The 11,315-nt window shown below is 72.0% G+C and carries 14 protein-coding genes; 5 read left to right on the top strand and 9 right to left on the bottom strand.

The genetic code is table 11. The features are described from left to right. Positions 1-11: 11 nt before the first annotated feature. From ACIHFB_RS04430 to ACIHFB_RS04405, 6 genes are all read right to left on the bottom strand, one after another. On the bottom strand, positions 12-701 hold the full coding sequence (locus ACIHFB_RS04430) for an HAD-IA family hydrolase (RefSeq protein ID WP_365269866.1): 690 nt from the start codon (positions 699-701) through the stop codon (positions 12-14). Between the two features lie 76 nt (positions 702-777). Then, the gene (locus ACIHFB_RS04425; protein WP_400125158.1) at positions 778-1,449 is read right to left on the bottom strand and encodes a phosphatase PAP2 family protein; all 672 of its coding nucleotides are present in this window, start codon (positions 1,447-1,449) and stop codon (positions 778-780) included. A gap of 89 nt (positions 1,450-1,538) precedes the next feature. Continuing rightward, positions 1,539-1,706: a hypothetical protein gene (locus ACIHFB_RS04420; protein WP_365269860.1), complete on the bottom strand. Its 168-nt coding sequence runs from the start codon at positions 1,704-1,706 to the stop codon at positions 1,539-1,541. A 2-nt stretch (positions 1,707-1,708) separates the two neighbouring features. Continuing rightward, on the bottom strand, positions 1,709-1,837 hold the full coding sequence (locus ACIHFB_RS04415) for a hypothetical protein (protein ID WP_400125156.1): 129 nt from the start codon (positions 1,835-1,837) through the stop codon (positions 1,709-1,711). A gap of 40 nt (positions 1,838-1,877) precedes the next feature. Then, complete coding sequence (locus ACIHFB_RS04410) at positions 1,878-2,813, bottom strand: M56 family metallopeptidase (RefSeq protein WP_365269858.1); 936 nt, start codon at positions 2,811-2,813, stop codon at positions 1,878-1,880. A gap of 87 nt (positions 2,814-2,900) precedes the next feature. Next, positions 2,901-3,434 carry a DUF5134 domain-containing protein gene (locus ACIHFB_RS04405; RefSeq protein WP_400125154.1) on the bottom strand — a complete coding sequence of 178 codons (534 nt, stop codon included), beginning with the start codon at positions 3,432-3,434 and terminating at the stop codon, positions 2,901-2,903. A gap of 155 nt (positions 3,435-3,589) precedes the next feature. On the opposite strand from ACIHFB_RS04405, the gene ACIHFB_RS04400 reads away from it, so the two are divergent. Together ACIHFB_RS04400 and ACIHFB_RS04395 are read left to right on the top strand one after the other, a co-directional pair. Further along, a complete protein-coding gene (locus ACIHFB_RS04400) occupies positions 3,590-5,206 on the top strand; it encodes an FUSC family protein (RefSeq protein ID WP_400125153.1) in 1,617 nt (538 codons plus the stop codon). Further along, on the top strand, positions 5,203-5,745 hold the full coding sequence (locus ACIHFB_RS04395; RefSeq protein WP_365269850.1) for a MarR family transcriptional regulator: 543 nt from the start codon (positions 5,203-5,205) through the stop codon (positions 5,743-5,745). The genes ACIHFB_RS04400 and ACIHFB_RS04395 overlap by 4 nt, the downstream gene beginning before the upstream one ends. A 68-nt stretch (positions 5,746-5,813) precedes the next feature. Here the strand turns inward: ACIHFB_RS04395 and ACIHFB_RS04390 are convergent, their stop codons facing one another. Beyond that, positions 5,814-6,578, bottom strand: a complete 765-nt coding sequence (locus ACIHFB_RS04390) for a VOC family protein (RefSeq protein ID WP_365269847.1) — start codon at positions 6,576-6,578, stop codon at positions 5,814-5,816. A gap of 177 nt (positions 6,579-6,755) precedes the next feature. Here ACIHFB_RS04390 and ACIHFB_RS04385 point away from each other — a divergent pair, with 177 nt between their 5' ends. After that, positions 6,756-7,688: an N-acetyltransferase gene (locus ACIHFB_RS04385; RefSeq protein WP_400125150.1), complete on the top strand. Its 933-nt coding sequence runs from the start codon at positions 6,756-6,758 to the stop codon at positions 7,686-7,688. 111 nt (positions 7,689-7,799) lie between these two features. Here the strand turns inward: ACIHFB_RS04385 and ACIHFB_RS04380 are convergent, their stop codons facing one another. Next, positions 7,800-8,192 carry a VOC family protein gene (locus ACIHFB_RS04380; RefSeq protein WP_365269842.1) on the bottom strand — a complete coding sequence of 131 codons (393 nt, stop codon included), beginning with the start codon at positions 8,190-8,192 and terminating at the stop codon, positions 7,800-7,802. A 71-nt stretch (positions 8,193-8,263) separates the two neighbouring features. Between ACIHFB_RS04380 and ACIHFB_RS04375 the strand changes: the two genes are divergently transcribed. Further along, on the top strand, positions 8,264-8,803 hold the full coding sequence (locus tag ACIHFB_RS04375; RefSeq protein WP_365269839.1) for a GNAT family N-acetyltransferase: 540 nt from the start codon (positions 8,264-8,266) through the stop codon (positions 8,801-8,803). A gap of 3 nt (positions 8,804-8,806) precedes the next feature. Here ACIHFB_RS04375 and ACIHFB_RS04370 read toward each other — a convergent pair whose 3' ends face one another. Then, positions 8,807-9,490 (bottom strand): glycerophosphodiester phosphodiesterase family protein, encoded by a 684-nt coding sequence (locus tag ACIHFB_RS04370; protein ID WP_365269836.1) that lies wholly within the window; start codon positions 9,488-9,490, stop codon positions 8,807-8,809. Between the two features lie 395 nt (positions 9,491-9,885). Here ACIHFB_RS04370 and ACIHFB_RS04365 point away from each other — a divergent pair, with 395 nt between their 5' ends. Continuing rightward, entirely contained in the window at positions 9,886-11,283 is a 1,398-nt protein-coding gene (locus ACIHFB_RS04365) for a DUF6421 family protein (RefSeq protein WP_365269833.1), read from the top strand. Positions 11,284-11,315: the final 32 nt, after the last annotated feature.

Here is an 11,315-nt window from a genome sequence, read left to right as displayed (position 1 = left end):
ATGCGGGTGGCTCAGCCCACCAGGTCCAGTACCGGCCGCAGGCCGTCGGGCCGCAGTGCCACCGGCAGATGGTCCACGAAGTGCACCTCGCACCCCAGCGCTGCCGCGCCGCCGTCCGCGCGACGGTCGTCACCGACCATGAGCACGTCCCGCGCATCGACGCCGAGCTTCGCGCAGGCGGTCGCGAACAGCCGTGGGTCGGGTTTCCTGATGCCGTGCTCGTACGACAGGACGTATGCGTCGATGTAGGGGTCGAGGCCGTGCTCGCGGAACACCGGGCGCAGGTCCCAGCCGATGTTGCTCACCACGCCGACCTGGACCCCGCGCTCGTGCAGGGCGTGCAGGACCTCCGCCGCGTCGGGGTACGGCGCCCAGGCGCCCGGCGACATATGGCGCTCGTACAGTGCGTCGTGCAACCCCGGATCGGGCAGCGGCACCTGGCGGGAGAGCCCGGTGTACGCGGCCCGGTGCAGTTCCGAGCTCTGGTCGCGGACGTCCCACACCTCGGCGACCTCCGTGGGCAGCCGCACCGGATCGGCTCCGCCGGGCAGCGCACCCGCCGTCTCCAGCGCCCGCGCCGTCTCGGTCAACTCGGTCTCCGGAAGCGCGATCCCGGCCTCGTCCAGAGCTCCCCGCAGCCAGGAGTCGGTGGACTCGACACGGAAGAGGGTCCCGGAGAAATCGAACAGCACGGCAGTCATGGGGCGATCCTACGAGGGCACGTCCTCCCGGGCGGGAAGATCGCCGCCCATGGCCGGAACACCACGTTCCGCGCGGTCACGCAAGCCACCGCCGGTGCGCCAGCACCGCCAGGGCCACCAGCGTCGCGCCCAGCAGCCAGCCGCCGACGATGTCCGAGGCCCAGTGGACGCCCAGCCACACGCGGGTCAGACCGACGCCGACCACGGAGATCACCGCCACCGCCACCGCCGTACGCCACAGGGTGCGGGCGGGCTCGTAGCGGTGCAGGAGCCACAGCAGGAGGCCGAAGACGACCGTGGCGGTCATGGCGTGGCCGGACGGGAAGGCCGCGTAGTGGGCCGAGTCGACGGGGTCGGGCCAGACCGGCCGGGCGCGGCCGACGGCCGCCTTCAGGGACTGCTGCACCAGGGTGCCGAGCGCCACGGTGACCGCCAGCCACAGGGCCGTCCACCAGGCCCGGTGTCTCCACACCAGCCACACCACGACGGCCGTGCACAGGATGCGCATCGTCCACGGATCCCAGACCCAGTCCGTGAGGATCCGGAACGCCTGCGTAGTTCCCGGACCGTCGACCGCCCACCGGTGACTGGTGCGCGCGACGTCGCCGTCGAGCGCGATCAGCGGACCCCACTCCGACGCGACCAGAACGAGCAGCAGCACCGAGGACGCCGCCAGGGCAGCGGCGGCACGGACGGTACGCCGGTGGTCGGGCGGACGGGGCGGGGAGTCGACGGACGGGGTGTGCATGCTGCGATCCTCGCCGACCAGCGGGGCGAGAGGCCAATCCCGGGGCCGCTGAATGCTCAGCCGCTTGACGCGCCGCTGGATCCGAAGACTCAGCCCAGCGTCCGCAGTGCCGGTAGGAAGATCACCAGTACGGGCACGACCGGCACGGTCGCGGCCACTGCCGTGTGCCGCAGGCGGCGGGCAGGGGCGAACAGGCCCGGGTCCTCGTTGAGTTCCACGAGCGTCGGAGCGGTGGCCGGCTTCCGGGGCGGCCGCATGCTCAGCCCAGCGTCCGCAGTGCCGGTACGAACGTCACCGGTACGGGCACGACCGGCACGGTCGCGGCCACTGCCGTGTGCCGCAGGCGGCGGGCAGGGGCGAACAGGCCCGGGTCCTCGTTGAGTTCCACGAGCGTCGGAGCGTGGCCGGCTTCCGGGGCGGCCGCATGCTCAGCCCAGCGTCCGCAGTGCCGGTACGAACGTCACCAGTACCGGCACGAGGGGCACCAGTGCGGCCGTTGCCGTGAGGCGCAGGCGGTGGGCGGGTGAGAGTCGGGTCGGGGGAGTGAGCAGGCGGTTGACGCGGTGTGGGACATGGGCCTGCGGGGTCGGGCAGGGGCCGAATACGCCCCGGTCCTCGTTGAGCTCCACGAGCGCCAGAGCTGTGGTCAGTCGGCCGAAGCGTCGGGAGGCCATGTCGTCGGCGGCGAGTTCGACCAGCCGATGCATCTCGGCGCGGAAGGCGGCGAACACCGGCACCTGCGGGAACCCGCCCGCCAGCGCGGCCGAGCAGTGCAGCAGCCAGTCGTGCCGCGCCTGCGCATGGCCCTCCTCATGGGCCAGTACGGCGTCCAGTTGCCGGCCCTTCAGCCGGCGCAACGCGGCGGTGGTGACGACCAGCCGGGGCGCCGCACCCGGCAGCCACCAGGCGTCGGGACGCTCGCCCTCGAGGACGACCAGCCGACGACTGTCGGGCTCCTCGCCGGGCAACTGCGGGGCGCGGAAGAGGAGTTCGGCCCCGCTCTGCCGACGCCGTACTCGGGCCCGTAGGACCTCGCGGACCAGCATCGCCGCGGTCCACACCCCGCCCAGCGCGAGCGCCGTCGCGGTCGTGGCCGCCCAGGGGCCGGTGGCACCGAACGCGTAGGCCTCCACCACGGCGTGCGGTGCGGGCGCGAACACATGACCGCGCACCGCCTGCCAGGCCGCCGCCGCGCTGAGCGTCATCGACAGCGCACAGCACAGCAGCACCGCCGCCACCACGCACTGCCACACCCACAGGGCGACCACGGGTTCACGGTCCGGCCAGTCGGCCCGGGCGAGCAGCCGAGGGGCGACCACGGCGGTCAGGGCGCCGAGCAGCAACAGTGCCGCGGGGACCATCATGCGAGCACCCTATGAGCGGCGGAACGCCCAGGGGTACGGCTTGCCCCGTCGAAGTGACGCAGACCACGGCCGTATACAGCCGGTACGTCAGAGCGTCAGCAGCATCGCGACCATCCCGATCCCCATCGACAGCCGGCAGGCCCGCGACAACTCCGGCCGGTCACCCCACCCGACGCTCCCGCCGCCGGCGGCGGCGACGGGCGCCAGCCGGGTACCGGACACCAGCACGTACCCCACGAAGTACGCCAGCAGCGCCCCCGTGACGAGCGGGACCCCCGAGTCGCCGTGCCGACCGGGCGAGACGGCCATCGCGAGCGCCATGTAGACCATGGCCGAGGCGCCCACCAGGTGGTGCAGATGGTGGGCGTTCGTCCGCGCCGCCCACAGCGCGTGCAGCGCGGCCCCGCCGAACACGGCCGCGTACACGGGCCACGCCCACGAAGGCGGTGTGAACACCGCGGCCGGTACGGCCATCGCGGCCATGCCGAAACCCATCAGAGCCTCGCCGCCCGCGGCACGGCGCTGCTCCTCGACGCTGCTGCGCATGCGCAGCAGACAGTAGGCGCCGGTCGCCGCGCACAGCGCGACCAGCAGCCAGCCGGGCGAAGCCGGTCCGTGCACACGCGCCTCCCCGCTCGACGTCGGACGGTCGGTCATGGGATGCCCGGGGCAGGCGGCGCGCATGCGAGCGCAAGGGTGTACGCGGGGGGCATTCGAGGGGGCACGCATGGTGAGCGATATGTTTCACGGGTAAAACACCTGCTAACGTTATAGGCATGAGCTGTGCGACCTCCACCCCCCGAATCCCGCTCGCCGGAGTGCTGCGCCTCGGCCGCCCTTCCGGCATCTGGTTCAAGCCCGCCCTCAGCGCGGTCGCCGCGGTCGCCCCGCCCAACCTGACCCTGCTGGCGCTCGACCGCCTCGATCTGGCCATGTACACGATGGCCGGGTCCCTGTGCGCGCTGTACGCCCACAACCGCCCCTACGCAGCCCGGGCCCGAGCCCTGGCCTGGGTCGTGCTCGGCATGCTCGGCGGCCTCGCCGTCGCTCTGGTCACCGCCTCGCTCACCACGAACACCGTCGCCCTGGTCGCCGTCGGCGCGCTGCTCGCCGCCGTGCAGAAGGTCCTCTGCGACGCGACCCGCATCGGCCCGCCGGGCAACGTCGTCCTCACCTTCATCAGCTCCGCCGCCCTGTTCGCGCCCCAGACCCTCGGCCAGGTCCCCGGCCACCTGGCGCTGGGCCTGGCAGCCGGCGTCTGGGCCTGGCTCGTCGCCATGGCGCCCGGACTGGTCCGCCCGCACGGCCCGGAGCGCCGCGCCGTCGCACACGCACTGAACGCAGCCGCCGCACACGCCGACGCACACCGCACGGGAGACGGCCACGCCCGCGCCGCCGCGGCCGCAGCCGTGCACACGGCCCGGCAGTCACTGCTCTCCGCCGGAGCCCGCACCGCGCCCCGGCGCGCCCTCGAACAGCTCGTCGTACGCGCCGAGATCGCCCTCGCCGCACCCGCCGACACGGACCCGGCGCGACTGCGCGGCTGGGCCCGCGACCTGCGCGGCACCGGACCGGTTCCCCAGGTCGGCGCGCCGGCCGCGGACGCCGAACTCACCGTTCAGCGCAGCCTGTTGCGGCGCGGACTCGGCCCGCTGACCCCCATTGCCGTACGCACCGCCCTCGGTTGCGCCCTCGCCGGATACGCCTCCCTCGCGCTCGGCATCGGCCGCCCGTACTGGGCCCTGGTCACCGCGGCCGCGCTCTACCAGGCCAACACGACCCTCACCTGGAGCCGGGGCGTTCAGCGCGTCGTCGGCAACCTCGTCGGTGTCCTCCTCTTCGCCGCCGTCGTGCCCCTCGCCCACCTCGGTCCGGCGGCCCTCGTCCTGTGCTGCCTCGCCTGCAACTTCGGGGCCGAGGCGCTGATGGGCCGCAACTACTGGCTCGGCAGCATCTGCGTGACCCCGATGGCGCTGCTCATCACCGAGTTCACCGGGTTCCAGGAGCCCGGACGGCTCATCACCGAGCGGGTCGTGGACACCCTGGTCGGCGCGCTGGTCGGCTTCGCCGCGGCCGTCGCCGTCACCAACCGGCGGGCCGGCCACCGCGTCGAGCACGCGCTGACCGTGGTCGAGCGCGCCCGCGAACGCGCCGCCCGCCTCCTCGCGGAGCCGCACACGGCCCCCGGCGCCCTGGCATCCGCGCGGCACGACCTCACCGCGGCGCTCGTCGAGCTGCGTGCCACCGCGGACGCCGCCGCCGGCGAGTGGTGGCAGCGCGCCCGGCCCGAGGAGCGGGTCGTGCTCGCCGAGCAGGCGGGACACCGTACGCTCGCCGCGACGGTAGGACGGGTGGGACAGAGCGAACCGACGACGGAGGACGTACGGCCATGACGGCAACGAACGGAGAGGCCGGCGCCGGTGTGCCGCAGGGGGACACGCTCGCGGCGGTCGTCCGGCAGTGGCGGGCCGTGCACCCCGACCTCGACACCGGCCCCATGGAGATCATCGGCCGTATCAACCGGTGCGCCGCGCTCCTCCAGCAGGCCGAGGACGCCCCGCTGCGCCGGGTCGGGCTCAACCGCCCCGAGTTCGACCTGCTGGGCGCGCTGCGCCGCACGGGGCACGAGCTGACCCCCGGCGAACTGGCCCGCGAGACCTTCTCCTCGGGCGCCGCCGTCACCAAGCGCCTCAAGCAGCTGACCGAGCGCGACCTGGTGGAGCGGCGGGTCGACACCCGCGACCGCCGCGTCACCCACGTCCGCCTCACGGACGCGGGCCGGGAGCTGGTCGACGGGATCCTGCCGGAGCAACTCGCCTACGAGACCACCGTACTGTCCGGCCTGGACACCCCGTCGAAGGGCGAACTCGCCGGTCTGCTGGGCGAGTTGCTCGCGCAGCTGGAAGGGCGGCTGGGCGGCCTGCGCGTCTGATCAGGGCGGTGGGGTCGTCCACCTTGCAAGCCGACGCCAGGGCCGTCGACCCGGCGTTTGCCGTCCCCTCAGCCCTCGTCTCCCGCGAGATACACCCCGAACACCGCCCCCTGCGGATCCCGCAGCACCGCGATCCGCGGCCCGTCCGGCACGGACGTCGGCTCCATGAGAACCGTGCCGCCCGCCCCCGCCGCGGTGGCCGCGGTGACGTCCACGTCGGCCACGGCGAAGTACGGCAGCCAGTGCGGCGGCACCTCGGGCGGGAACTTGTCGTCCATCGTCGTCATACCGCCGAAGTCGGCGCCGTCGATGCCCCACTGCGTGTAGTGCGCCGAGGAGTTGACGCTCCAGCCGAACACCGTCGTGTAGAAGGACTCGGCCCGTTCCGGGGCCCGGGTCAGCAGCTCCACCCAGCCCAGCGCCCCGGGCGCGTTGAACAGCCCGGCGCCGGGGAACGCCCGCGCCTGCCACAACTGGAAGGCCGCACCGGTGGGATCGAGGACCACCGCGAACCGCCCCACGTCGAACACGTCCATCGGCCCGACCAGGACCGTCCCGCCGGCCCCCGCCACCTGCTGCGCCGCCTCGTCGACGTCCGCCACCGCGAACGACACGTTCCAGGCGACGGGCTGGCCCTCCTGGTACAGCGGGGTCAGCGCGGCGACCGCGGAATCGCCGAGGTGGGCAACCGTGTAGCCGCCGGCCTCCTGGCGTGGGTCCGTCTCGGAGCGCCAGCCGAACAGCTCCGCGTAGAACCGCCGGGCGCCGGCCACATCACTGGTCCCCAGTTCCGTCCAGCAGGGCCCGCCGGGCACCGGCTTGTCGAGTTTCATGGCGTTCCCTTCCGTAAGGCAGCCGCGGGAGCCCCCTTCGGCACGCTATGCCCGGCCCGGGTGTCCGGCCATCCGACGCGAATCCACTGGTGCCCTGCGCGGCCGCCGACGTACGCTCGGCCCCGTACCGCATCGCATGGCGGCCTCCAGCCCGGCACGTTCTCCCGGAGGTCCCGCATGCCCGCGCCCACCGTGCGCCCCTTCCGTCGCGCCGACCGCGACCAGCTCACCGACCTGATCAACGCGCATGTCGCCGCCGTCGTACCCGGTGTCTCCGTCTCGGTGAACACGGTCCTCAGCAGCCTGGAGCGACAGCCGGACGAGTTCATCACCGACCCATGGGTGCGGGAGCGGACGACACTTGTCGTCGAGCAGCGCGACCACGTCGTGGCCGCCGCGCATCTGCTGCGGTACCGCGACGACTCCGAGGTGGGCGAGGGATATCGCGACATCGGTGAGATCGACTGGTTCGTCTGTCACCCGCCGGCCTCGTTCCGGCCGGACGCCGATGACGCCGCCGACCTGCTGATGAGCGCCTGCCTCGCCCGACTGGCGCGCTGGGGAGTCCGCGCCCGCTACGCCAGTGGCGAGATCCCCGCCCCCGCCGTCTACGGCCTGCCCCGCAACTGGCCGCACATCCGCGGCGTCTACGAACGCGCCGGTTTCCGGCACGTGGGGGACACCGAGGTGATCCTCCTGGCGCGGGTGGCCGACCTGCCGGACCCGGAACCCTGGCCGGACGTCACGGTCGAGCGCACCCTGGGGGAGTGCGGCACCCGTCTCACCGCGCACGCCGACGGCGGCACCCTCGGCTTCATCGAGGTCGACACGGCCTTGGCCCGCCCCGAACGCCAGGCCCGTGCCGCCGGCCTGGCCGACATCGGCAATCTGCACGATCCGGCCCGGTACGGCCAGGGCCTGGAGCGCCGGCTCCTCGCCCAGGCCGCCGACTGGCTGCGCCTGTGCGGCGCGGACCGGCTGCTCGCCTACGAATCCGCCACCGACACCGCGATGCTCGACCACCTGCTCGCGGCGGGATTCCGCGAACTGACCCGCACGGATCGCTGCTGGGCGCTCCGCGGGGGGTGCCGCCGGGAAGTGCCGCGCTAGGCCGTCGATCGTCTGCGGGGCCGTCGTGGCTGGCCGCGCCCGCGCGGCGCAGCCGCGTAGTGATACAGCCCCGCGCCCCTTTGGGGCGCTGCCCTGCTCAGCGCTGCCCGCTCAGATCCCCGGCCGGTACCGGATCGGATGGTCCGCGGGTACCTCCACCAGCACGATCCGCGTTCCGTCCGGATCGGCGATCCACATCTCGATCAGCCCCCACGGCTCCTTCACCGGCTCCCGCACGACCTCGACGCCCTTCGCCCGCAACTCCTCGTGCGCCGCGGCCACATCCCCGACCTGGAGCCACAGCTTCACGGCCGGGGACGGTGGAGTGTCGGACCGTCCGGAGACCTCCAGAAAGCCGCCGCCGAGGAAGTAGACCGTGCCGCGCTCCGGCCCGGTACCGAACTCGCGGTAGACGGACAGGCCCAGCTGCTCGCCGTAGAACATCCGGGACCGCTCGGGATCGGTCGGTCGCAGGAGGATACGGCTGCTCAGTACATGCACCATGCATCCGGAGCCTAGTGGCTGCGTTACCCTCGTCCGTGCCTGAGCCGCGCCGGAGATCGGAGTCGTCCCCCATGGAGACCGCAGCCACCGGACTGACGTTTCGAGACGCAGTCGACGCCGATGTGGACACACTGGTCGCACTGATCGAGTCGGCGTACCGCGGTGACTCCAGCCGGGCCGGTTGGACCACCGAGGCGGACATCCTTCAAGGGCAGCGGACCGACCCGGAGGGTGTGCGGGCCGTGATCAAGTCGCCCGACAGCCGGCTGCTGACCGTCGAGCGGGCCGGCGAGGTCATCGCCTGCTGCCAGCTCGAACACCGCGGGGACCACGCCTACTTCGGGATGTTCGCGGTCAGCCCGCGAGTCCAGGGCGAGGGTCTCGGCAAGGTGATCATCGCCGAGGCGGAGCGCGCCGTCCGTGCGGACTGGGGCGCCACCGAGATGCACATGACGGTGATCTCCGTACGCAACGACCTCATCGCCTGGTACGAGCGGCGCGGCTACCGCCGTACGGGACGGATGACGCCGTTCCCGTACGGCGATGAGCGCTTCGGCATTCCCCAGCGCGATGACCTTCAGTTCGAGCTGCTGGTCAAGGAACTCGCCTGACCGCTACGCCGTGAAGCGGCCGGTGCGTTTGATCTCCGGGTAGTCGGTGGTGGCGCCGTCGAGCTCCAGAGCCCGTACGAGACGCAGGTGGTCCTGTGTGTTCACCACCCAGCCGATGATCCTCAGGTCCGCCTTCCGCGCGTGCTCCACCACCTCCAGCGTGAGCCGGCGGATGTTGAGACAGACCGTCCGCGCACCGGCTTCTACGGCACGGTCGACGATGTCGGTGCCGAAGCGGCTGCCGATGAGCGCCGTGCGCACCCCGGGCACCAGCCGGGCGATCTCGGCGATCGCCTCGTCGTGGAACGAGGACACCTCGACCCGGCCGAGCAGATCCCGCCGGTGCATGACCTCGGCGAGCGCACGCGCCGCCGCCTCGTCCTTGATCTCGGCCTGAAGCGGGCACTTCACCGCGTCCAGGACCTCCTCGAAGACCGGCACGCGCTCCCCGCGGCCCGCGTCCAGGGCGCGCAGTTCGGCGAGGGTCTGCTCGGCGATCGGGCCGGTTCCGTCGGTCGTGCGGTCCACGTCCGCGTCGTGCATGACGACGAGGGCGCCGTCCTTGCTCAGGTGCAGATCGAGTTCGATGACATCGAGGCCGGCCTGCTGGGCGGCGACGAAGGAACGGAGGGTGTTTTCGGGTTCGACACCCATGACTCCGCGGTGACCGATGGTAAGGAAGTTCAAGGTTCCAACTCGCTTCCGTCGACGGCGGCTCGGGCACGCGCGAAACGGAGCGGACGTTTCGCGCGGCAGGGCCGCAGCCTAACGGCCCCTACCCGCGATGTACCCGCACGTTCACCGGGGATTGGCGTGCAGCGCACGGCGAACCTGCCTGCCCGGGCCCCCGCACGGTCACCCGGGCGTGGGCGAGTCCTGTGCGGATTGACCGCAGGCAGTCGTCGATCCCGAGTCCCGTCTGCCCGCTCACAGCCGAAGTAATCGCCGTCGCGGCATCTGACAGGAAAAAGTTCGGTGACGATGGGGTTCAGGCAGGATATTTTCCCGAGGATCCACTTGCTGGAGGAAACCCCGTATGCATACGGTGTCCTTACGCGAGGTTCTCCCGTGGAGGGTGAGGTATGACGGAAATTCTTGTGCAGGTGGGTGTGGAGGGTCAGGTTCCTCCCGTGGCCAGGGTGGTGGAGCACCCGGCATGGCCCGTCCTCAAGGATGCCGTGGAGCAGATCCGGCCGTGGCAGTCCAAGGACGGATCGATCGACTTCGAGACCGAGGGCGCCCCGGAATCCGCGGACGCCGAACTCGCCGTACGCCGGATCACCGACGCCGTCGCGGAGCTGTCGCCGCTGCTCCCGCACGACCGCGCCTACCACGAGGCCCTCGTCGAGGATCTGCGCCGCTGGTCCGACGGCGGCTTCCAGGTGCCGGACTTCCTCGACTCGCTGCTGGCCTTCCAGCCCGCCGCGCATCGCGCGGACGGCCTCCAGCACCTGGTCGTCTTCCCCATGTACACGCAGAACGGCAACCCCGACCGCAACCTCGAAGCGGTCGTCCTGCGCATGGTCTGGCCGGACTGGCTGGCCGAGCTGGAGCGCACCCGCTACGACAACCCGCTGTTCTGCGGCATCACCTTCGAGGACTTCACGGCCGGCTACGACACCAACTCCGCCGTCCTCTTCCCGGAGACCATCGCCGTGCGCGAGGCCCCCGAGCGCTTCTCCTGGGGCGGCATCTTCTGCGACCGAGAGGCAGCCCGCTTCCGTCGCGTGACCGCGGCCGCCGTCGACATCCTCGGCCTCGACCTGCCCGCCGACATCGCCGCCATGGTCCACGACCAGAAGCGGTGCCAGGAGGCCTTCGTCCTGTGGGACATGGTCCACGACCGCACCCACAGCCACGGCGACCTGCCCTTCGACCCGTTCATGATCAAGCAGCGCCAGCCGTTCTGGATGTACGGCCTCGAAGAGCTGCGCTGCGACCTCACCGCCTTCAGGGAGTCCGTGCAGCTGGAGGCCGACGGTGTCTCGCAGGCCCGTGACGTGCAGTTCGCGGTGCTGTTCGACCGGATGTTCCGCTTCCCGGTCACCGGTGAGCGCGTCCGCAACTACGACGGCCTCGGCGGCCAGCTCCTCTTCGCCTACCTCCACAAGCACGACGTCGTCCGCTGGACCGACAACAAGCTCTTCATCGACTGGCAGCGCGCACCCCAGGTCACCAACCAGCTGTGCGCCGACATCGAGAAGCTGTACCGCGACGGCATCGACCGCCCCAAGCTCGTCCACTGGTTCAAGGGCTACGAGCTGGTCTCCACCTACCTGGCTCCGCACCCCGGCTCCAAGTGGGCCAAGGGTCCCGAGGCCCTGGACCTGACCCTGCCGCCGCGCAAGCTCGTCGATGACGTGCTTCCGGACGAGTTTCCGCTGAGCATGTTCTATGAGGCACTGTCCAAGAAGCTCAAGAACGTGATTGCCTCGACTCGGGGCATCACCGGGGACACCGCCGAGCGGGTCGCCGCGTGAGCGACCGCACCAAGAACGTGGCTCAGGAGGCG

Source organism: Streptomyces sp. NPDC051963 (assembly GCF_044593495.1).
Taxonomy (GTDB): Bacteria; Actinomycetota; Actinomycetes; order Streptomycetales; family Streptomycetaceae; genus Streptomyces.
Note: the sequence above shows the minus strand (reverse complement) of the source record. Positions and strands in the feature narration are given on the sequence as shown.